Genomic DNA, 22,734 nt, shown 5'->3' with positions numbered 1-22,734 from the left:
TTGCTAACTTGGCACTGTGTCACGCGTAAAGTGCATCGCAACTACGTTTCGATGCGCATATACCTCAAACAACGATTGCAAAGAATTGGGTAATGTTAATGCATAGTTAAACCCATTTTGTAGATAAAAATCAATCAGATTTTGGTACACGAAGGTAAAAACCGTCCCTTTTTGTGATGCAGTTAGGGTAGCAAGTAATTGTGAAGCAATTTTTTGACCCCGCCACATTTCATCCACATAAAGGGTTGATAAAAATAACAGCCCAGCTTGGTTTTGAACTCGGCAAGCGGCAATTATTTCTGTCTCTTTGTAGGCAACCCATACTTGGTCAGCTTTGGTCGCTCGACCGCGTGTCTTGTGTTTATCATAAAATTTATTTACTAACGGCGTTTTAATTGGCTCAAGTAAACAAAATCTAAACGCAGTCATGGTTAGCTCATTAGCGAAAGGTAATGCTCAAACTGCTGCTTTAAGAACGCTTGCTCAGATATTGGACGACTATTTATTGCAGTATAAACACCTTCACGGGTGTTTTTACCACGCTTTATTTGGTAAGCCCAAAAAGACGCTTCGTAATCCAGTTGAATTTGATATTTTTGCTCTCGTGGCAATTTACATAGATTGAAACTCATACTTTCTCAGCAATAAAATTTTAATTTAGCAAGTATAACAAAATTAACAGGCTTTAATCCCTTTTATTAGTTTAAAAGCCCGCGTATAAACTTGATTTTGGAAACACATATCAGTAAATTAACGAGCAATTTATGTACGCAAGGAACGCATGTTGTCAAAATATCTGAGTCACAGATTCGCCTTATTTTTGCTGTTTTTTTGCTTCTCAAGTAGTGCCAGCACCAATTTACTGATCTTTAATCGCCCTGCCGATACACCACAAGCTCGCTATGTTATTGATTTAATGAAAATGGCATACAAAGAAATTGGCTATGAAATCCATATAATCGATTTTAATCATCAAAATGCACTGGTTGCCGCAAACCAAGGAGTGCTTGATGGACAGCTAGGCCGTATTGCTGATGTTAAAGATGATTATCCTAATTTATTGAAGGTGGACTACCCACTTTTTGATTTTAATTTAGTGCTACTGAAAAATTGCCGACAATGTCAATATGAAGAACTTAAATCGTTAGCAATTCAGTCAAGCTACCCGGCGGCTCAGAGTTATATCGATAACCACCCATTTGAAGGCGATGTGATCAAGGTTAGAAATGTCACTGCGCAGCTTAACTTACTGACGCAAAAACGTGTTGAAGGGACCATCTTGTTAGACTTTTTATTGTCGACTAAGCACCCTGGCTTTGACCAAACAGCCTTCCATAAACAAGTTTTAATGCCGATGAAGAGCTTTCATTTTGTTCATAAGCGTCATGCGGCAATAATACCGCAACTGACCAAAGTACTTAAAAAGCTTGATGAAAACGGCACGGTGCAATTTTTAAAATCGAAATACAACCTCAGTAAATTTTAAAAATCAAAGCCACCTTGCTCAGGGTTTGTGTGTTGTTGCTCTGCCTGCTGTTTTTTCTGAAGGTAACGTTTATAACGCTGTTGGCATAAGCTAATGACTTTACGTTTTTCTGCATTGGTAAACTTATTCCAATAAAAACGCTCGTCACGACTACGGTAGCAACCTTTACAATAGCCCCGGTTATTAACTTGGCATATCCCTTTGCAAGGGCTTGGAATTTCAAATATTTCAATTTGTTGCATCACAAATGCCGGTTAATAAGTAATAGTAAAAGTATAGCCTGAAAATTAACCATAAAAAAAGCCACTTTAAAAAGTGGCTTCTTAAACTATCTGTTTCGCTTACTCAGATTCGCTTGTGGCAAGTTCTGCTTTACGATGAAAAGGCTTAGCATACATAGCTAATACCAAAGGTTTTAACTCCTCTGGCACTTTCGCGATGCGCTCGTTAAAAGCTGCTGCATCTTTTTCATCAATCACAGCTTGCGTACAACCACCCGCTATATAGTTACCTGGGTGTAAGAAAAACGAATCAACAATTTGCTGATCAATGGTTTTTGCCAGCTCTTCAGGCGATTCACAGCCAGACTCAATTGGCTCACCAAACGCTAAATGTACATGCCCTTTTGCTGTACTAAAACCTTCAACAATACTAGCAATGTCTTCACCCTGCTGTTTCACATACTGACCATGTTGCTGTTTGTGATAAAGCTCTTTCGCTTTAGCAATCGCGCAAGGCTCGTATTGATAAGAAATAGACACTGGTACAATTTTTAACTCGCGAACGTACTCAGCAAATTCTTTCTTCTGCTTGCGACCTTGTAACTGCAACATTTTAAGTAAGGCTGGATCTGTTTGGTCAAAACCGTCTTTTGCTCGGCCTTCTTTTTGCGCTATCCAAATTGAGTGGCCTTCAGCAAGTGAGTCATAGATATAAGCAGACAGCTGCGACAACGCTTTTAACATCTCTTTCGGAGCTTTCGCTGAGCGCTTTACAATAAAGCTTTTGTTTAAACGCATTAACTCAGTGATATAAGGAATTTGCAGTAAGTTATCACCAATTGCGATGCGAACTGTCGGCATGTTGTGCTTGAACAAGCCCCAATTCACCAACGCAGGATCAAGCACGATATCGCGGTGATTAGAGATAAATAAGTAAGCTTGTTTTGGGTCTAGTTTATCGATGCCCGAAAACGTTACTTCTGAAGTCGTACGGGTGATTAGTTTATTTAAATAATCAGCCACTTCATGCTGAACTTGCTCAACCGATGCGGTGTTGCCCCACTTTTTACGCAGCTGACTGCGCACTAATGGGCGAGTAATAAATGGGAAGTTCGATAAAAAGCGCGGTAGGTTATACTTAGCGATTACATCTACAAAGGCATTATCAGCAATCAAACGCGCTACTGAATCAGCTACTTCATCATCATTGTAAGGTCTTATGTCGGCGTATTTATCCACACTTTCACTCATTAAAAACTACTTAAGTTAAAAAACGGCACGCAGAGCGTGCCGTTAAAAATAATTGGCGGATTATAACTCAGGCAATTTTAAATGCGAACCGAGACGCGGTAGTTAACCAAGTTAAATGCCAGTAAATTTAAAAAAATTATTTTACAACAAACAATTACGCAATGCTCTTACCAGTTTGAGACGACTTTTTTAATACCATTTTTAGCAGTAATCTAAGGATTAAAATTGCCAATACAATACCTGCTATCAGGCTTAACCAATGTGGTAGAACTTCATGCTCTTCACCCATCATCGGCGCCACCACAAAACCATATTGCGCCACTAAATAATCGGTTAAAAAGCCAAATGCCAGCGCCGTACCAATCACCCCAATTAGGTAGGCAAATACCGCACGCTTGCCAAGCTCTTTTCCAACCACACCAAGCGTTGCAATGTTGGTTGCCGGCCCTGCCAACATAAACACCAGCACCGCCCCTGGAGACACACCACTGAGTAATAAGCCTGCCGCAATAGGTGTCGATGCAGTCGCACAGATATACATAGGAATACTGATTAAAATAACCACCAGCATCGCAAAAATACCATTACCCCACTGGCTTAAAAAAGATTCTGGAACATAAGTTTGTACCAGAGCAGCAAAGAATAAACCGATCATTAACCAAATCATGGTGTCTTCAAGCAGCTTGTTACAACTAAAGCTCACCGCACGTTTCAGTTTGCTAAAACGACTTTCAACGGCTTTAGTTGACTGCTCACTGCTACAACAGCTTTTCTGCGAAGGTGCTGCTTTTTCAGTTGCGCAACTGTGTTGTGGCTCCTGAATTGGTTGCGATCCCTTGCTACTACAACAACTTGTTGTTTTAACAGGCTCAAGCTCTTGAGGTGTTTGCTTACTACAACAACTTTGTGCGGGCTTAGCAGTTGCCTCTTTACTGCAACAGCTCGTTGTGGTCTTATGCTCAGGTTGTTTACTACTACAACAAGAGTCTTTTTTAGTAGTTTCTTGATCTGATTGTGTACTTTGCGGTTGATGAAGTTCACTGTCTTTGCCCACTAAGACACCGGCCACAATGGCACTGCACACGGCGGCAATAGGACGTATCACCGCCATAAATGGGCCAAGCAACACATAAGATACCGAAACCGAATCGACCCCAGTTTCAGGGGTTGAAACTAAAAATGCCGTGGTGGCACTTTTTGACGCCCCCGCCCTTCTTAAACCAATAGCCGCAGGGATCACACCACATGAACACAAGGGCATTGGAGCACCAATAAAGGCTGCTTTAACTGTGGTCCATAACCCTTCTTTGCCTAAATGCCGATTAAGAAAGTTAGCAGGCAAATACACATTGAGAAGACCCGCTATGAATAAGCCCAGCATTAACCAAGGCGCTGAGAGTAAAAATAGATGCCAAAAATTATTGAGTAAGTCCATCGATATCCTCCAGCGTCGTTAGTATTGAACAGTTTTCAGCAGGCTCTTCGCCGCCACAACATTTATCTGCTAATAATGAAAGTGAGTCATAAAAGCGAGTAAGCTCTGCAATTCGTTGTGCAACGAGATCGCGTTTTTGTAACGTCATTTCTTTAACTTCATGACAAGAATGCTGATCTTTATGAAACTTGATTTGCAATAGCTCTTTGATCTCAGCCAGACTAAAGCCAACATTCTTTGCTCTGAGAATAAACGCCATTTGTTTATAGTCATTCTCAGAATAAAAACGATATCCCACGTCTGAGCGCGAACTTGGCGTTAACAAACCATGCTTTTCGTAGTACCTTAGCGTATCTGTTGAGACACCCAACTGGCGTGCAAACTCACCTATTTTCATCACCGTCTCCATTGTGAAGCGTTTAATTATTATGCTCACTATAAACCTTGGAGTACACCCCAAGGTCAAGCAATAAATTAAAAAAGGAAAGCACATGAATATTACTGTCCTTGATGCAGCAACATTAGCCAACACGTCGTTAGATGCCCTAGCGCAATTAGGTAAATTAACCTGTTACGACTTAACCGCCCAAGAACAGGTTGTTGAGCGCTGCCAAGATGCCGATGTCGTTGTTAGTAATAAAGTGGTGATTGATCAACACGCCATGAGCAAATTACCTAATTTAAAATTAATATGTGTTGCAGCGACAGGGACTAACAACATTGATTTAGGTGCAGCAAAAGAGCATGGCATCGCAGTGACCAATGTCGCAGGTTATTCAACACCGAGTGTAGTGCAGCATACCTTTACCCTCATCACTAATTTACTGGGTAATACTCACAGATTCATTAATGATTGCCAGCAAGGCTTATGGCAACAAAGCCCCATGTTTTGCCGTTTAGATTACAGCTTTAATGAAATTGCCGGCAAAACACTGGCTATTGTTGGTTATGGCTCGCTGGGTAAAGCCGTTGCCGATGTAGCGCGTGCCTTTGGTGCCAATGTCATCATCAGTGAACGAAAAGGCCAAACGCCTCGTGAAGGTCGTGTTAGTTTCAATGATGCCCTGACCACTGCTGATATTATTAGTGTTCACTGCCCGCTTACTGATGAAACACGCAACCAAATCGCTGCGGCAGAATTAAGCATGATGAAACCGTCAGCTATCATCATTAATACTGCTCGTGGTGGGATCATCAATGAGGCCGATTTAGCTGATGCATTAGCTAATAATGTCATTGCCGGAGCCGGTGTTGATGTACTCAGTAAAGAACCCGCAGAGCAAGAAAACCCGCTGGCACAATACAAAGGTGCAAACTTATTACTTACCCCACACATTGCATGGGCCAGCCAAGAATCTATCGTGCGCTTAGTTAACGAAATTGCGTTAAATATCCAAGCATTTAATCAAGGCGAAATGCGTAACAGGTTGGTCTAAATCGCAATTTATTAGTCAATAGAGCTAAGTAGTTAGTAATTTATAACTTAGCCTTTTGACTAAAAACAACATAAACAATTGATTTAGTTATGATTTAAAAGTTTGGCAAGCAGTTTGCTATTAAGTGAATAACTAAAAAACAATTTCTTCGGGATAAAAGAACATGAAAAAAGCACTTCTAATTGCCGCGCTAACTGCACCATTTTTAACTGGTTGTGTCATTGCTGTTTCTGACGGTGAAGCCGATACACATTGGGCGGGAAGCTCATCTAGCTGGCAGCAACAACATAAAAATAATCGTGAAGTGATTTCTAACCTTGCATTAGATACCAGCTACCAAACGGTATTAAACAAACTAAATACACCTAACTTTACCGAGTTATTAAAGCAAGGTGATGATGTGTATCAAGTATTATTCTATGCAACGCATAGCATTCACTCTGATGGCAAGATGACTAAAGACGAGTGTACGCCACTTGTATTTAAAAATGATAAGTTAATTGGCGTGGGTGATACGATTTATAAATCACTTAGCAATGGCTAATAAGAAATTTAAAATGGGTGAGTAGGCAATCGCCTACTCATGTTCATTTACTGCGATCATTCTCGATACTATCTGATCTCGCCCTGCATCCTTAGCCTGATAAAGACCTAAATCAGCCTCCTCTAGTAAGGTTTGCTCAGCATAAACCTGACCATTTTCAGTGGTCGCAATACCAATACTAATTGTGACATGGTCAGCATTTAGCGACGCTTTGTGTGGAATGTTTAACTCATTCACGGCATTGCGCAATTTATTTGCAAACGAGATAGCCTCTTTCACTGAAGTATTGGGTAACACTGCCGCAAACTCTTCACCACCATAACGCGCAACAAAGTCACTGCCTCGTTCACACGCCCCAACTAAGGCATGAGCAATTTGTTTTAAGCAATCATCACCAGCTCGGTGACCATAGCAATCGTTGTAACGTTTAAAGTGATCAACATCCATCAGTAACACCGATAACGGGGTTTGATCCCGACGGCAACGACGCCACTCTCGTGCTAAATTTTCATCCAGATAACGTCGATTTGGGATCTCGGTTAGGCCATCAATTGAGGCGAGCATTTCGAGTAAGTCATTTTTTTGTTTGATCAGCAGCTGGTTACGCACTCTGGCACGCACGATAGCTGCACTAAATGGTTTAGTGATGTAATCCATCGCGCCTAATTCAAGGCCTTTAGCTTCATCATCGTGACTGGTATTGGCAGAAATAAATATTACGGGCAGCATACTGGTGGCCGCGCTTTCTTTTAACTTAGTAAGCACTTCGTAGCCGTCAATGCCTGGCATCACAATATCCAAGATCAACAAATCAACAGTCTGCGTTTTTAAAAACGTCAGAGCTTTTTCGCCACTCTCAACACAAAAAACATCATAGTCTTGCTGCAATGTTTTCTCTAATACCAAGCGGTTTAACGGATCGTCATCAACAATCAGTACCTTGGCTCTTTTCAACATCAGTAGATCCTTGTTCGATGATAAATGCGATGACCTGTTTTATTTGCCATTGCAACTCATCATTTAATTGTTCGGGCAGTTCGCCATCTACCTTAAGCCTAGCTTCACATTGCTGAGCGCACGCTGACAATCGCTTAAAACCGAGATTTCCGGCTGACCCTTTTACATTATGAACCACACGGACCAACTCATCGGTAGTTTTTAATGTACAGATTTGTAATAACTGCTCTGCTGCCATAGTCGCAAACTTTGATAACATAGTTAATACTAACTTAGTATTGTTTGCAAACTGAGACAGTATAAAAGCTTGATCAAAAAAGACTTCTTTTGTGTTATCAAGTTCACTCATTGCTAAAAACAACTTACTAGCAACAATCGGTTTAGTTAGGTGTTTATTCATCCCCGCCGCGATTGAATGCTCAATATCCTCACTTTCACTGTGTGCAGTGAGTGCGTAAATCGGCATTTGCTCTTTGGTGAATGACTGACGAATAATACGCGTTGCTTGGCAACCATCCATCTCTGGCATCTGAATATCCATAAAAATGAGATCGGGCCTTAAGCTATTTGCCAGCTCAATGCCTTTTTCACCATTTTTTGCACACACAACGGTGACATCAATTTGCTCTAGAATACTTTTAATAATGCTTAAATTAAGCGGGTTATCATCCACAGCGAGTACTAAAAGCCCTGATAAGTCAGTACTTGAAGGCAGTGAAACCAGCTCTTTTTTCACAGGCTCTGCGGCTTTATCAAGCTGTAAGCAAAAGCAAAATTCACTGCCTTTGCCTTTTTCGCTTTCAAGTTTAATTTCGCCTCCCATTAACGCAACTTCGTACTTAACAATCGCTAAGCCTAGACCCACCCCCTGATGAGAGCGCGTTAATGATTCATCACCTTGAGTAAATGCATCAAATAAGCGGCTTTGATCTGCCTTGCTAATACCAATGCCCGTGTCTTTAACAGTAAAACAAATGAGTTGCTGCTCAGCTGACTCTTCTACCAACATTAAGTTTAATATTACTGTGCCTTGCTCGGTGAATTTGGCTGCGTTTGTCAGTAAATTAGCTAATACCTGCTGCAAGCAAATCTGATCACCCATCAAGTTATCGCTAATGCTTTTATCGCATTCAACTTTAAATTCGATATCTTTATTTGCACATAAAGGAGCGGTAATCCCCTCACAGTAATCGATTAAGTCAGGCACACTAAAAGGGGCTTTATTAATTTGCACTTGCGAGCTTTCAGCGCGGGCAAAATCGAGCATACGATTCAGTAAAGTAAGTAAGCTATTGGCCGCTGATTTTGCCTGTTCGGCATGGTTGCGCTGCGGCTGTGTTAAACCTTGTAAAGCGATAACATCAATTAAGCCTAATACAGCATTAAGTGGTGTGCGTATTTCATGACTGAGGTTAGCAATAAAGCGGCTTTTAGCTAATGTTGCCCGCTCAGCATCATCTTTTGCTTTTACTAAATCCGTCACATCCTGTACATGAACAACATAGTAATCAGGTGTTTGCTCAGCATTCCAAACTAATGACACACTAATTTGTAGCCAGCGCTGCTGCTCTTGTTGTTCAAGACTAAAGTGATAAACTTTTTTCTTCTCATGCAATAGCTCTGTCAGGATATTTTTTAACGTCTGATAAGACTGTTCAGCAAATAAGTCTATTAATTTAAGATCATTGGCGTTTTCAATTGCAAAGATTTTACGTGCCGCTTTGTTTGCTTGCAGCACCTGATCGTCAAGCGATACCAACAGCACCCCATTTGCAGCATATTCCATGGCACTGCGTAATTTTGCTTCGGAGCTTTGTAATGCATTCAGCGCATTATGCTGCTCGGTAATATCACGACCAATCGCCATGGTGCCAAGAAACTGCTGATGCTCGTTATAAAATGGCACGATGCTAAATAGATAACTGTTATCTTCTGTGGTCAATCTTTTTTGATAAGCTTGGCGGTCTTTGAGTACTTGTTTTTCAAGCTCATTTAACTCGCCGTTATCATCACTAATATCACATAACTGCTGGCCTACAAGCTTCTCTTGTGGCAAACCAATATAGCGCTCATACGCCTTATTACAGCCTAAAAACGAGCCATCAATATTCTTAAAATAAATGAGATCCGGTACGTTATTAAGCATGGTATTTAATAACGCTAAGTGACGCTCTTTCGCATCGATACTACGGCGTAATTGTTTTGACTTTACCTGTACTTGCGAATCAAGCGCTTTATTTGCCTCTTGTAAAGATTGGACGAGCTCTTCATTACGGCTAAACACCTTTTTCACACGGCTGAACCAAGGCTGCCAATCAACTGGAATACGATAATGAACTAACGCTTGTTTGCCTTCATCATGCTGCTCAAGATAATTCATTAAGTGCGTCATTGGTTTTACAAAAATACGCTGACTCAACCAAAAAACAGCGCTGAACATCATCACTAAAAACACACTCAAAAATGCGAATTCTAAAAAAATGTCGTAGCCTACAGGTTCACTCAGGGCTTGCTTTGATTCATAGAAACGAGTGTAAATAGGTAAGTTTGTTGCTTCTTGCACTAAATGACTGTGGTTATTTTTGCGCATATCTACAGCGACATTAGGCCAATGTTCGCTAGCACTGACGGCAGTGTTAAGTTGTGTCTTTGAGCTGGCTATAACTTGGTTATCTTGGTTGATAAAAATATACTCACCATAGTTAGGCGATATTTTTTTTAACCAACTAGAAATTGCTTCAAGGTCATAAATCAACACGATGTAATCACGACTATTGGCTGCTCGTTGCTTACCAATTGCAAAGTAGGCATGGCCATTAATAGTCAACACGGGGCTCGAAGCAAGCTTGTTGCTATTCACTAATAGAGGCCGAAACTTGTTATCTAGCACACTGGTCAAAAATTCACTTTTTGCTGTGTTACGGCGCTTAATATAAACAAAGCCTTGCTCATTAACATAAGCAACCGCTTCTAAAGATTGAATAAGTGACAGCGTGGTATTAAAAGACGGGCCAAGGGCAATTACTCGTCGCCATTGATTAATTGCATAAGCGGTTGAGGCAAACTTACCTTGCCCGACTATCTCGCCCACTCCATCACCAACGGTTTGATAGTAATAATGATCAAACTGGTTCACATTACGTGCCCAACTAGGATCAAAATCATAAGAAAGTGGCTGCTCGTAGAGTTTAAACATGGTGTCAATGAGGCCATCTGCGGCACTCATCGCATGGCTAAGTTGAGCTGAGATATTATTAAAACCGTTTTGCCTGCTTTCTATCGCCCGCTCAAGTTTTAAATTATATAAGTGTAAACACAAAAAAAACGCCACCAGCAGCGGCACAATTAGTGCCACTGCTAAAGAGCGATAGTAATGCTTTAACGGTAAAAAATTCACTGGCTTATAAGTACCTTACCTCGGTAACAGCTAGGTTAACGAGGCATAGGTATACTGGCAAGTTATAAATTTTCTTCAGCAAAGCTGGCTAAACGACTACGTACTACACCGTTTAAGTTAACAGTGGCACTACCCTCAAAATCTTTAAAACGCTCAACAATATAGGTTAAGCCTGAGGTCACAGGCGTGAGGTAGTTACTATCAATTTGCGCTAGGTTACCTGAGCAAATGAGTTTAGTGCCTTCACCGCAGCGAGTAATAATGGTCTTCAGCTGTGATGCGGTTAAGTTTTGACTCTCATCCAAAATCACCCCCGAATTGATATAATACTATCATACCCTTAATAAACTTGAACAAAAAAGTTTTTACACACATACTCTAGCTAAGAATCAAAGGTGAACGAAAATGATACTTCGAAATACAACAAAAACTAAAATAATTAAAACATCAGTCAACTTTGGAAAAGGAATGTCTTTTCACCTCGATAAATCAGGGCAACCTATTAAGACTGAAAAAGGCATCAGAACTCACTCATATAGGCACGATAAAATAGAACCTAATTTTCCAGTGCTATATCACCCGACTCGCTTCACAGAATGCCAAGAAATGAACTTATTTTTAATGCACCGCTTTGAAGGTCATTTCAGTCTCAAAAAGAATCAAATAGACAATGAGGCTTTTAGTGACGCTTATCATGCCAGCCAACCGGGAAAGCCATTAGATGTTAAGTCTGTTCGCAGTATAGCTAAGCACTTAAAAGCTTTCTTAGATTGGTTGGATAAAGATGGTGCATCCTATTTTGAAGTAATAGCCGCGCCACTTTCGAAACAGTCTGTAGATGATGAGATTTCTAGGTTACCTGTGTGGAGATATCACGAGCATTTGTGTGAAAGAATCGAAACCAAAGATAAGTCTAAACGCATAAGCTTTAACAGTGCTCAAGAACGAATTAGAGCGGTTAAAGCATTCTATATATGGAGTCATAAACGCGGGGCTATAGATAGCCTCCCTTTTTCGCTCGAATATAAACAGGTACGTATTAAAACAAAAGCTAAATCAGGTGTCAGTTCGTTGTTTCAATTACCTACCAGCAACAATCGTTCTGGGGGCTTATGGAAATGGGTCAGTAATTTGAGCATTCCAAATACATTGAAACAAAAAGAAGACTCACCAGACAAAGGTCTACAACCATATTCTCCAAAAGAACTTAAACAGTTACTGGAGACGAATACAGCTCAAAAAGAGACTTATAAACTTTATTTGCAATGTGCTTTGCTAGGTGGACTTCGTTCTTTTGAGATTTCAGCCATCGACCAGAAAGACCTTTTTGATCCTGATGAAAAAGAAAACGAGAAACGTATTCCAAAATTGAACATTGTACGAAAAGGACATAAGCCAGTGAGATTAACAATAGCGCGAGTTCTAATGAAGCTTTTGTACAATCACACTTTGACAATTCAAAATATGAAGCGACGTACCAAACATGAGACTAATCATGGTATGGACAATAGTGAACATCCGCTTCCTTTGTTTATGAATAGTTCAGGATCGCGGATAAGCGAAGATACACCGGGGAATACTATTTCCATAGTTAGAAAAGAACAAAGGAAGCAGGGATTAGAAATACTATTACGCACATTCCATGACTTACGCGCTACCTTTGCTACTTATGTCGCTAAATACCTAATTGACAAAGGTGAATCGGAGAGTTCCATCAGACAGACACTAATGACCTTGATGAGTCACGAAAGTTTTAAAACAACCAAACGTTACATCGACTTTGCCAAAAGTGTAGCAGTGGATGCATACGGAGCAATGTCAGAGTGGGTGAAAGATATCTACGGTGATGTTGACGAATTACTGATGCGTGAGGCTGAAGATGCAGCAGCAAGTTAAAACGCGGAAGTCCAATCGTATTCCTGCTAGATTTAAACCTCATTCAATTGTTCTAGCCAAACAGTTAGACGTTTTATTTAACAGGGCATATGACAAAGAAAACAATATTAGCGCAGATGACGACACTGCTATTTCAATGAGTCGCTTGCGGAATGCTTGTGTCAGTTTACAACACACTCTTCCTCTAGCCCTTAATAAGGTTAGTACAGATACTGCGACATCAATTCAAACTTCGGGATTAAATGCTCTATCAGACTTTGAAATTTGGCAAGAACTGGAATACTTTTGCATTAATGAAATAAATGATGTCAAGCTACCTAGTTATGCTACTCGTATAGAAGAAGCCTTAGAAAACTTAGCTAAGTTTCATTTTTATGATAACGCTATCAACGCTCCTTTTAGGCTAGTAAATGGGGCTACTTCAATCGACATAACTAAATTATTCGAACTTGAATTCCATCAAGTAAAAGAGATTCGTAAATTACTAAATAAATATCTGGACTATCTCGTCCTTCCAGAATTAAGCCTCAAAGATTCTTCTATTAGGGACAATATCCTCAAAACTGCGACAGCTATTATAAATCTTTGTCTACATGATACTTTTAAGAATACTGAACGCGTCAAACTGCCATTATTGGCAACATTACAGGATAGGGAATTCGTTTCATCATTTATATGCAATCACAACTTCCGTACTTTTTTAAAATTTATACTACCCGATGTGTGGGGTAAAGCTAGAGTCAATCAATTTAAAACTGAAGCCGAAGTAATAGGGTATGCACAAAGCATATCATCCAAATTTGGCAATGAAGTTGATGCTTTTTTGAAAAATCAGATAGCAAGCGCTTCGGAAGCTAATACAACAAGAGTTAGATCCTCAACTTTATCATTTCCAAGGTGGTTGAATAGTGCTGGTAGCGTAGCATCACCAATAATTAAGCTGCTTAGTGAGCGTGGAATTCAAGGGTTTGCAGAAAATGGCCTTCAGGGATTTAAATACCTTTATAAGCATTACCAAGAAGAAACTCAAAATAACCAGCAGTTTTTACTGCTACTAAACGCTGCATTGGACCTTTACCACTTTGTTACGGGTGAAAAAATCGCAAAGGAAAGTTTATTACCCTACTCATTGGGCTATTACCTTAAAGAAAGTGACACTACCGAATGGCAGAAGCATGAGTGGGTATATGACAATGCCTATAAATTTTATCAAAACCTAGTCGAATACCATAAAGTTTTTACAAAGCGAATTGATGGCGAGAGCATAGGTATCGTCACTCTCAAAGGTTACATAGGTAGTATGGCTAGAGCATTGAAAGAAAATGCATCATCATTAACAGATGAACAAATGAAGCTTATTGCCAGTCATGGGGTTCATGCTTTTGTTGAAAATAACTGTGAGATACTAAAGGCTATAAGAGAGGCAATTCAACTAAAATCAAAACAAGGCGACTTGTCGGTTTTTGTTGGTAATCAATATCAGAGCGCTATCGACAAATTACTATCGTTTTATGGTCTAGATACTATTAAAAGCTTTCCGGTCAACACCGAATTAACTGCACAACATCAAGAGCAACTCTCTCAGAATCAAGATAAGCTCTACTCATATAGAGAAGTAGTAGAATTAGCATATTACATAGAAAAAGGGCTTTCTGAGACCTTACTCACAATTAAAGACAAAGTTACACTTTATGCAGCAAAAGTCATATTGAAAACTGGTTGGAATTCAACTCCTACGCTAGAGCTTGATACTGACGACTTATTTTTCTTTAACACGCCATTACATTCAAGTAAAACTCCTGCTCTTCGTTTATTTAAACGCCGAGCTAATTATCAAACACAATGGCATAAATTTGAAATTCAAGCCGAAGATCTAGAAAAAGAAGGCGTCTTATACGGCGACGTTGTCGAACCAGTAATATTTGATATTAAGGCTGCGACTAAACTTACGTCTATTTACCGCCCTTCTATTGAGAACCTATCAAAAAGAATTTTTGTTTTTCCCAAAGTAAATAGTATTGGAGAAGTAAAGATTCAATTATTAACAGCATCACGTTTCAAGACCACTATAGATAGGATATTGACTGAGCTTGGGTGTGATATCGTATTTAATTCGCAAAAGATCAGAAAATCAGGGCTTAACTACATTTACCGAAAAGTTGCCAAAGAATTTAAGTGGTATCAAAAAGCTGGCAAGCACTCTTATGAAACGTTCTTGCGTCATTATTTAATGCAAGATAACAAAGATGTTGCAATGACAATCAACAGAGCGACAAAAACAATGGCAGACTATTTTGTTCGCGATGTTACCGACAAAGTAATCATTTTGCAGACTCCACCAGAAGACGGTAAAAAAGTCCCGAATGGCACATGCATTAACTCAAAAGATAAATCCGCAGTAGTGGCATTCGAATCACAAAACAGGAAATTATTAGACCAGCGAGATACAAACGAGCATGCATGTGCCGACTTTAACGCATGCTTGTGGTGTCCGTTCTATCGCTGTGTTGCTGACGCATTGCATGTTTGGAAACTTTTGTCATACCGGGATTTTGTTGTTGCTGATATGGAAAACTCAGCCGCAACATTTGACTCTGTAACAGAGCAACTGGAAAACATAGAGCAGTTGAAAAATAGAGTTAACGAAATATTAACTGATATTGCCAAGCTTAATGCTCAAGCTGTGATTGATGGAAAAGAATTATTGAGAACAGAGGGTATTCATCCTCATTGGAAAAACACAGGCTTGCTATGACCAAAGAGATAACTAAAACAAAACTACTTGATATCGCTGTTGTAAAAACACATACAGGTCAAATCACTATAAAACCTTTGGTTCAGGTGTTAGAAGATTTTAAAGTTGATGATACTAGCGCTTTTAATTCGATTGCTTTGTGGGAAAACAGAGCATTGAATATTGCTAAACATGGCACTATTCACTTTGGCGATGACACTTGGATAAGCTATGAAGAAACGCAAAGAAATGTGAATTTTAAAGGTGTTGATGAATTAGCATATCAAATTCGAATTTATTCACTAATTAAACTCACACATGGTGATGTTGTAGGAGGTAAACCTCTAAAAATCTCTACACTTCAAAATGATGTAACGTATCTAAATTTAATTGCAGCCTTCTTAAGACAAAGAGGTTATCACTCATTTCATGAGTTGGAGTTCAAATCTGACTTAGTTGTTAGGAATCTCATAAAAGACTATTTATATGAAGTCGGGAAAATAGCTATTTACAGACAATCACACTCATTTACTAAACTATTTGACGTGCAGCGAAGCTTTCGTCTTTTTGGCCCTAAGGTGTGTAGTGTTTTTATTGATGTGCTTAACCAACTAAACGAGTTACACCATCCGAGACCAGTCACTTATTCGCACCCTGTCATTCCTACTAAAGTAATGAAAAAAATTCTGAAGTTTGCAGAAAAAATAGTTGAAAACTCTAAGGATAAGATAGAACGATGGCTAGAATTAAATGCACGCTTAATAGATAGTTTACATGAAGGCTCCGTTGAACCACCGCCCAAAATGAGTACAGGTGAGCTAATAGAAAAACATGTAAGAAACTTACCCAATGAAGAGGAATTCATTCAATTATCCGAAGAATTAGAAGATTTAAAATTAGCCACATACATTAATATCTTGGCCTATACAGGTATGAGATATAACGAAGTACTTACATGCAAGGTTGGCTGTGCCAATTACAAAGATGATATTTATTACATTACGGCAATTATGACCAAAACCGACAACAGTAAGGTTGAGATGGAATGGTTTTCAAACGCTGAAGTACATGAGTGTGTTGGTATTTACGAAAAATATGTGATCGGTATGCAAGAAAGGGCAAAAGCTGTACTTTCTTCATGCAGAGCCAATATAACAAGTAGTCAAGCACACAATTTGAAAGAAGGGTTAGAAAGAAACCGTCTTTTCGGGGTTTCACATAGTAACTGTAGTGTTAGTTTTAGCGATGCTGGGCGATTCACAAAATTTGAGGTTAAAAACAGTGAAAACATTGAGCTTTTTGACTTAACTCTAGACGATGATGATATAGCAGAGCTTGAACGCCTTGAATCTAACTACAAAGAAGTTAGAGGAGAGAATAGAGGTGTCCCATACGAAGAAGGCGATACGTTTAGATTAACCGCTCACATGTTTCGACATACGTTGGCCTACTTTGTCATTGCCAATAAATTAGGTGAGCTTGATGATATTAGATATCAATTTAAACATTTAACTAGCCTAATGACGTTTGTTTATACTCGAAGAGCATTTTTGGCCTCAACAACTTTAATTAAAACTACTGAAGAGTTTAATGAGATTTTAATTGACCGTGTTGCAGAAGAGTTAATAGATGAAGCCGAGTCACAATCACTTAAAGGTGGTGCTGGTGAGCAAATTAATAAAACATCTAAAGATCTGATAATAGGTATTACTGATAGTCAAAGTAAAGATTCGACTGTGATTAAGCAGATCCATTTCAGTTCAATTGAAGAACTGAAAAAATTTCTCGTCAAAAATATTAAAAACATACGTGGCTTGCCTACGGGGTACTGCACTGCGGGAGAAGCTTGCAAGATAAAAGGAGCAGGAATCCCTAGTGGCTGTGTGTATTGTGGTAGCAAAATCATTACCAAACGCCACAAGGTCAATTGGCAAGTGATAAAAAAAGATGCGACCCAGAAACTAGAGGCATATGCAGCATCAACCACAGAAGAGCAAGAAGATTACGAGCTATTTGCTATTCACTGGAAAAATAATATAGCAGCAGCTGACTATGTATTAGATGAAGGCAAAGCGCATACAAACCAAGGAGAACAAGCATGAGTAGCGCATACGATGATATCAAACGTGCATTTGATGAGATGAAATCTGATGGCAGCAAAATAACCAAAAATGCTGTTGCTAAACGAGCCAAAAGGAATACCTCAAACTTATCAAAAGTGGAGGAAAAGTGGGTAAATTTAAGAGGTGAGATTGAAGAAGCTGAATTAGCTTGGGAAGAAAAGAAGAAGGACGAACTAATTAAAGAGCTTAGAGCCAAGGTCGCAGAACTGAAAATAAAGTTAGCAAAAGAAAAGCAAAAAAACGAGATTGACCCTAAGGAAATCGATAAGGATTTTGAAAAGCTACTGGTGCGATTACAAGAAATGTACGCTGAAATAGATAAGCTCAAACTGATTAATGCTGATTTAAAAAATCAACTTCAGCACTCAGGGCAACATACAGAAATAAGAGTGGATACGTCTACTGGTGAAATTATTGAATTAGTTTCAACGAAACAATAGATTAGATGTAGTAGCTCATATCTCATCTTACAGTTTTGTTGATTAGGTTTAGACTTCACCTGACAGGCAGCAAGAGCGAACAAGAGACGGTCAGAGTGATCTGGATATGTGAACTTAATTCTACAAAGCGGACGCTTAGCGACCCCGTTCATGCAATAAAATTGAGTTTAGGCAATCCGCATTAATTGTATAATGATGTCTCTGCTTCTAAAGAGTATGTTTATGAGAACCATTGGAAAACTGGCAAAAGATTTAGATATCAATGTTGAAACGATCCGCTTTTATGAGCGCCAAGGTTTAATAGAGCAGCCTCCAAAACCCGAATCAGGTTATCGAAAGTATGACGAGACACACGCTAATCAACTCAAATTTATTCTGAAAGCTAAAGCATTAGGGTTTACGCTGAAAGAAATTGAATCACTGATGTCACTAAGTAGCAGTTGCGCTGATATAGAATCGATGGGATTGCAAAAACTTAATCTCATCCGTAATAAAATTGCTGATTTACAGCGGTTAGAGAAAGTAATTCAAGATATGACAGATTCTTGCAAGGCCAATCAAGACCCTCAATCCTGCCCGGTAATAAATTCACTTAAATAGCTATTGACCCCGTACTTATGTACGGAGTTTATACTACCTTAAAAATTGAGGTAGATAGTTATGATCAATAAAATTCTAGATAAAGTAGGTTCTGGTGGCGTTTGGCTAGCCGCCCTTAGTTGCACAGCATGTTTTCCTGCGCTCGGCTCATTGGCATCTGCTCTTGGGTTAGGTTTTCTTTCACATTTTGAAGGGATAGCGGTGAACACCTTATTGCCATTATTTGCTTCACTAGCGTTGTTAGTTAATTTCTATAATTGGTATCAACATCGAGAGTCATTAAGAGGCATTTTAAGTGTCATTGGCCCAATTGCAGTATTGCTGACCCTTTATCCTTTATGGCAATACGACTGGAGCACTTACTTATTTTACTTTGGGATCATTTGGATGGTCGTAATGTCTATTTTAGATATTGTTAAGCCCATTAAGGAACCAGTATGCAAGGTATAGAATTAAAATCTAAGATAACTTGCCCTGAATGTGGATTTAGCAAAGTTGAAACCATGCCTACAAACGCTTGCCAATGGTATTACGAATGCGAAAGCTGTAAAGCACTACTTAAACCGTTCAAAGGTGATTGTTGCGTTTACTGCTCTTATGGAACAGTTAAGTGTCCTCCTATTCAAGAAGGCAATGCATGTTGCTCAGGTAAGTAGCCTAGTATTCGGTGGTTCTGTGCCAACCAAGTAATATCTTAAATGCGATTGCGATTAACACTAAACCACCAAATAGTTCAGCTTTAGACTCCAGCCATACGCCACTTCTTTCGCCGATATTCACACCAATCTAGCTAAAGGCAAACGTCGTGACGCCTATTATCAAGCAAGCTACGGCTATATCTACCTCAAGCAATGTGATTGCATAACCTGCCGCCATTGCATCAATACTGGCGGCAATAGCAAGAACAAATAGCACACGATGAGTAACATTAGCAATATCTTCTTCAATTCCTTCAGATTGGGACTCATAAATCATTTTTGCCACCGATAAATAATAGCAAAATAAAAGCTATCCAAGGTGCATAATCTTCAATCCAAGATGATCATCCTTTACCGCTGTAATAGCCTAAAAGAGGTATAAAGCCTTGGAAAAATCCAAAATAAGCAACGGCTTTAATAAAGAGTTTTTCAGCATTTGCTACTTTTTTAGAACCTAAGCCTATGGATACTGCAAACACGTCCATACTGAGTGCTATAGCTAATACAAATACTTCAAACAAATCGATTAAACCTGAATAAAATTGTTATAAGATTACGTGACGTATAATTAGTTACTTGACTGATGTTAAACACCTAAGGTTTGCTGACAGTTGCTCAATTATCGAAGCCTTATTTTTACACCAAATTTCAGCCAGATATTCAGTAACAGTGCCAACACTTGAAGGAAACAGAATATTCCCCGCCACTTTGGCGAAAGGGCCATCAGTTTCGAGTAAAATCCTATCTTGAGGTATCCACGATATTACTTTTTTAGCTCTGGCTGAAGTAAGCATGGCTGGCCCAATAGAAAAGAAACAGCCTAGCTCGACGGCTTCTAGAACTTGCTTCTTAGTACCTAAAAACCAATGAAGAATGGCAGTACCAGCATTGGGGTATAACTTAAGTTGTTCAAGTACTTCACCTGTCGCGTTGAGACTATGGATAGTTAATATTTTGTTATCAAAGCCTTCACATTTTTTCAAAATATGCGTAAAAACCTCTAATTGATCATCAAAGTAATCAGCATAACCTTTTGAGCCATCCAGCCCAATTTCTCCAATATATCTAGTTCTATCAACTAGCTTATCGAATAGAGGTAGTTCATTTTTCCTTAAATGAGCAAGTTGAGGGTGCAGACCCAAAGCCGTTTTACAGTGTTTTATGTCACTTGTTAACTGGACAGTACCTTCAAAAGCTGACGGCACCGTAGTTACTGATAGCACGTAATAATTACTGCTTTTTATGTCGTTCAATACCTCTTGATAATCTGGATATAAATCAACATGGCAATGAAGATCCATCATGATGATTTATCCGCTTGGAGAAATAATTCAACCTCTGCCAATCCTCGCTTAATAGTTGATTCTAATTTTTCTCGTATATCTTTTTCTTGTGGTATTGGTCCTGACTTTCGAAGCCAAGAACGATAGTTATCGGATTGTTTCAATCTAATAATGGCTGTTTGAACCGCTTGAAGATCATCACGCGTATCTTTTTCTTTCATAAGCCCTTTCAACCTCTTTGTCTTGTATGGCGCATCTTGTGTAAAACCAGCATGAAAAACTGACGCTCTTCGAATAAGACAAGGTACACAATGTCCACACTGTTTATGCTCTCTGTGCCAATGACTACATGAAACACTCAGAGGAACAGCTTTTCTAATTGCGTCTTGATCAACACATTCCGCTAACATTTCACCTTTAGTTTTGAATTGATAGGGGTTTACAAATTTGACATGAAACCCAGTGTCTCTAAGCAAAGATTCAAGCCTGCTTAGAAAATTAGGATGTGTAGTTCTAGTACTATGGCTACCAATCCGTCTTCTGGTAAGCGGTGGATTTATAGAAATATAGCCATTCTCAGGGACGACAATAGTTTCAATACTGCTATCGCAATTAGCATTTCTTAAGGCTGATATGCCAAGTACCGCCATAGCTAGGAAGTTGAAGCTTCTTCCCCTCATGCTAATGTCAGTTTTACCTTCTAACTGCTTGATAATATGAGGAGACATTGAATAGGACAATTCGCCGAATGGCGGGGACAATAATTGCTTAATATCTTCCTGTTTTGCGCCATCACCACGATAAGCGTGACTAATCAAAAGCGGTTTTAAGGCTGACTCTCCGTTTAAAATGTCAATTGCACCAACGGCGCTATCAAGACCTCCTGAAAAAAGGCAGACTGAGTTGAGTCCAATTAATGATTTTGCTTTTGCTTTCGCTTGCTCACTTGTTTTAGGAGTCGGCATCGGCATAGTTGTTTTTTCAAAAGTAAACTGCCATTGATCGCCCGTTAGAAAGTTGAGCAAAGAACTTAGTTCAGGCTCAACAGTATTCCACATATCCTCATCGGTAACAGGAACATGCAAGTGCATTTTTCTAGCCCATGCATTTTCTGCATTATCCCTCAATTCAAATGTATCAGCGGCGGTAACGGCGGTTGCAATTGTTATCAGATCTATTGCATCAGCATCTACATGCAATCCTAAATCACGAACTGTTTGTAGTAGTTGTTTTGACACCAAGCTGTGCTTAGTGATGTCATTTTGATGCGTGTGAAACATTTGGACAGGATGACAGTCTTCAGAAAAATCAGGCAAGTTAGCTGGGTCATGGTTAAAATAAAAATTAGTCATCAAAACTCTCCCATTCATCCACTGTCATTGCAATTGCATCAGCTTGAATTTTAGTAATATTTTCCTTGCTAATAGTACTAGGGTTGCCATTAGTTACTTTGTCTAACTGCTCTTGTGTGATCACTTTTATTAATTCCCTTAATTCTACTTCCATTTGATGATGCTTACTTGCAGGCTCAACATGAAACCAAGCTCTGCCCATGCCTTCAACCACATCCTGAAATATAAGATCTGTTAAATAACAGCCTATGGCTTCTTGGATAACTTCGTCGGTAAAACTGTTAGGATCAAACTCTTCAGTATCGGGTAATGCTTCTTCTAGTGCGTAATCCAACGCAACTCTTACAGCATCCGAATCGGCATTATGAGGCGCTAAATGGCTAGCAATTTTGTCAATTGCTTGGTCAGTCGATAGCCCAGTTAGATCACCTAATGATAAGCTTTGATTATTAACCGTTACTGTGTCGCCACGCATGACACCAAGCAATCCAGAACCAGCAGTTATGCCGCTTGCTAGTCTCCGGCTAGTACTCTTACCTCCACCAGAGCCTTTTCTAGAGTAACTTTTTAATGAACGCCTTAGATCCGAAGTTGATCCACCTGTTTGAGCGTACTTACCAAATGCTCTTCTTGCACTAGCAAACCTATTTGGAGGCGGTGTTGCTGTTGGTGAACCGCCGATTTCTTGTTGAACCTTGTCATTGTCAATATCGTTACTATTGTCATTCTGATCATCTGCTTGACCACTGTCAAAGCCTGTTTGATCATCCCCATCAGTACCTGATGCAGGTTCTATTGTGACGGGGTCTCCTTGCTCTGCCCACGATGGAATTAGCGGACTCTTGTTATTCGGTCCTGTTGACGATGCGGACGTACCCATA

Annotated in this window: 21 protein-coding genes and 2 pseudogenes; 10 read left to right on the top strand and 13 right to left on the bottom strand. The window is 39.4% G+C overall.

Annotated elements, in window-relative coordinates:
* Positions 1-3: 3 nt before the first annotated feature.
* A complete protein-coding gene (locus tag CWC28_RS14740) occupies positions 4-429 on the bottom strand; it encodes a GNAT family N-acetyltransferase (protein ID WP_063702060.1) in 426 nt (141 codons plus the stop codon).
* Positions 430-431: 2 nt separating this feature from the next.
* Entirely contained in the window at positions 432-632 is a 201-nt protein-coding gene (locus CWC28_RS14735) for a DUF3283 family protein (protein ID WP_054562754.1), read from the bottom strand.
* Between the two features lie 149 nt (positions 633-781).
* Here CWC28_RS14735 and CWC28_RS14730 point away from each other — a divergent pair, with 149 nt between their 5' ends.
* Positions 782-1,486: a transporter substrate-binding domain-containing protein gene (locus CWC28_RS14730; protein WP_063702058.1), complete on the top strand. Its 705-nt coding sequence runs from the start codon at positions 782-784 to the stop codon at positions 1,484-1,486.
* On the opposite strand, the gene CWC28_RS14725 is transcribed toward CWC28_RS14730, so the two are convergent.
* From CWC28_RS14725 to zntR, 4 genes are all read right to left on the bottom strand, one after another.
* The gene (locus CWC28_RS14725) at positions 1,483-1,728 is read right to left on the bottom strand and encodes a DUF1289 domain-containing protein (protein ID WP_063702055.1); all 246 of its coding nucleotides are present in this window, start codon (positions 1,726-1,728) and stop codon (positions 1,483-1,485) included. The two genes, CWC28_RS14730 and CWC28_RS14725, sit on opposite strands and share 4 nt — an antisense overlap.
* Before the next feature lie 99 nt (positions 1,729-1,827).
* Positions 1,828-2,958 carry a 1-acyl-sn-glycerol-3-phosphate acyltransferase gene (locus CWC28_RS14720; RefSeq protein WP_063702052.1) on the bottom strand — a complete coding sequence of 377 codons (1,131 nt, stop codon included), beginning with the start codon at positions 2,956-2,958 and terminating at the stop codon, positions 1,828-1,830.
* A gap of 154 nt (positions 2,959-3,112) precedes the next feature.
* Positions 3,113-4,393: an SO_0444 family Cu/Zn efflux transporter gene (locus CWC28_RS14715; RefSeq protein ID WP_063702050.1), complete on the bottom strand. Its 1,281-nt coding sequence runs from the start codon at positions 4,391-4,393 to the stop codon at positions 3,113-3,115.
* Entirely contained in the window at positions 4,377-4,790 is a 414-nt protein-coding gene (gene zntR, locus CWC28_RS14710; RefSeq protein WP_082874003.1) for a Zn(2+)-responsive transcriptional regulator, read from the bottom strand. Before zntR ends, CWC28_RS14715 begins: the two co-directional genes overlap by 17 nt.
* Positions 4,791-4,884: 94 nt before the next feature.
* On the opposite strand from zntR, the gene CWC28_RS14705 reads away from it, so the two are divergent.
* Together CWC28_RS14705 and CWC28_RS14700 are read left to right on the top strand one after the other, a co-directional pair.
* Positions 4,885-5,829: a D-2-hydroxyacid dehydrogenase gene (locus CWC28_RS14705; protein WP_063702048.1), complete on the top strand. Its 945-nt coding sequence runs from the start codon at positions 4,885-4,887 to the stop codon at positions 5,827-5,829.
* Between the two features lie 163 nt (positions 5,830-5,992).
* Positions 5,993-6,373, top strand: coding sequence for a DUF3192 domain-containing protein (locus tag CWC28_RS14700; protein ID WP_063702046.1), 381 nt, complete (start codon positions 5,993-5,995; stop codon positions 6,371-6,373).
* 33 nt (positions 6,374-6,406) lie between these two features.
* Here CWC28_RS14700 and CWC28_RS14695 read toward each other — a convergent pair whose 3' ends face one another.
* The 3 genes and pseudogenes from CWC28_RS14695 to CWC28_RS14685 all read right to left on the bottom strand — a co-directional run.
* On the bottom strand, positions 6,407-7,330 hold the full coding sequence (locus CWC28_RS14695) for a diguanylate cyclase (protein ID WP_063702044.1): 924 nt from the start codon (positions 7,328-7,330) through the stop codon (positions 6,407-6,409).
* Positions 7,299-10,727 (bottom strand): response regulator, encoded by a 3,429-nt coding sequence (locus CWC28_RS14690; protein WP_063702042.1) that lies wholly within the window; start codon positions 10,725-10,727, stop codon positions 7,299-7,301. Before CWC28_RS14690 ends, CWC28_RS14695 begins: the two co-directional genes overlap by 32 nt.
* A gap of 62 nt (positions 10,728-10,789) precedes the next feature.
* A pseudogene (locus CWC28_RS14685) lies at positions 10,790-11,047 on the bottom strand (PhoH family protein); the annotation flags it as partial.
* Between the two features lie 85 nt (positions 11,048-11,132).
* Between CWC28_RS14685 and CWC28_RS14680 the strand changes: the two are divergent.
* The 7 genes from CWC28_RS14680 (at position 11,133) to CWC28_RS14650 (ending at position 19,176) form a co-directional block, all read left to right on the top strand.
* A complete protein-coding gene (locus tag CWC28_RS14680) occupies positions 11,133-12,623 on the top strand; it encodes a tyrosine-type recombinase/integrase (RefSeq protein ID WP_075594024.1) in 1,491 nt (496 codons plus the stop codon).
* Positions 12,607-15,378 (top strand): hypothetical protein, encoded by a 2,772-nt coding sequence (locus CWC28_RS14675; protein ID WP_075594023.1) that lies wholly within the window; start codon positions 12,607-12,609, stop codon positions 15,376-15,378. The genes CWC28_RS14680 and CWC28_RS14675 overlap by 17 nt, the downstream gene beginning before the upstream one ends.
* Complete coding sequence (locus CWC28_RS14670) at positions 15,375-17,459, top strand: site-specific integrase (protein WP_075594022.1); 2,085 nt, start codon at positions 15,375-15,377, stop codon at positions 17,457-17,459. The genes CWC28_RS14675 and CWC28_RS14670 overlap by 4 nt, the downstream gene beginning before the upstream one ends.
* Positions 17,456-17,920 carry a hypothetical protein gene (locus tag CWC28_RS14665; RefSeq protein ID WP_075594021.1) on the top strand — a complete coding sequence of 155 codons (465 nt, stop codon included), beginning with the start codon at positions 17,456-17,458 and terminating at the stop codon, positions 17,918-17,920. Before CWC28_RS14670 ends, CWC28_RS14665 begins: the two co-directional genes overlap by 4 nt.
* Positions 17,921-18,142: 222 nt before the next feature.
* Positions 18,143-18,520: a MerR family transcriptional regulator gene (locus CWC28_RS14660; RefSeq protein WP_016708221.1), complete on the top strand. Its 378-nt coding sequence runs from the start codon at positions 18,143-18,145 to the stop codon at positions 18,518-18,520.
* Positions 18,521-18,580: 60 nt separating this feature from the next.
* Positions 18,581-18,970: an organomercurial transporter MerC gene (merC, locus tag CWC28_RS14655; RefSeq protein ID WP_016708222.1), complete on the top strand. Its 390-nt coding sequence runs from the start codon at positions 18,581-18,583 to the stop codon at positions 18,968-18,970.
* Positions 18,958-19,176, top strand: coding sequence for a GDCCVxC domain-containing (seleno)protein (locus CWC28_RS14650; RefSeq protein ID WP_062566147.1), 219 nt, complete (start codon positions 18,958-18,960; stop codon positions 19,174-19,176). Before merC ends, CWC28_RS14650 begins: the two co-directional genes overlap by 13 nt.
* Before the next feature lies 1 nt (position 19,177).
* Here the strand turns inward: CWC28_RS14650 and CWC28_RS14645 are convergent.
* The 4 genes and pseudogenes from CWC28_RS14645 to CWC28_RS14630 form a co-directional block, all read right to left on the bottom strand.
* Positions 19,178-19,739, bottom strand: a pseudogene (locus tag CWC28_RS14645) (manganese efflux pump MntP).
* Between the two features lie 51 nt (positions 19,740-19,790).
* Positions 19,791-20,522 carry a Qat anti-phage system TatD family nuclease QatD gene (gene qatD, locus CWC28_RS14640; protein WP_045979591.1) on the bottom strand — a complete coding sequence of 244 codons (732 nt, stop codon included), beginning with the start codon at positions 20,520-20,522 and terminating at the stop codon, positions 19,791-19,793.
* Positions 20,519-21,853, bottom strand: coding sequence for a Qat anti-phage system QueC-like protein QatC (qatC, locus tag CWC28_RS14635; protein ID WP_045979592.1), 1,335 nt, complete (start codon positions 21,851-21,853; stop codon positions 20,519-20,521). Before qatC ends, qatD begins: the two co-directional genes overlap by 4 nt.
* Positions 21,846-22,733, bottom strand: coding sequence for a Qat anti-phage system associated protein QatB (locus CWC28_RS14630; RefSeq protein ID WP_130244328.1), 888 nt, complete (start codon positions 22,731-22,733; stop codon positions 21,846-21,848). The genes qatC and CWC28_RS14630 overlap by 8 nt, the downstream gene beginning before the upstream one ends.
* Position 22,734: the final 1 nt, after the last annotated feature.

Origin of the sequence: Pseudoalteromonas sp. S4492 (assembly GCF_005886115.1) — a bacterium.
GTDB lineage: Bacteria > Pseudomonadota > Gammaproteobacteria > Enterobacterales > Alteromonadaceae > Pseudoalteromonas > Pseudoalteromonas gelatinilytica.
Note: the sequence above shows the minus strand (reverse complement) of the source record. Positions and strands in the feature narration are given on the sequence as shown.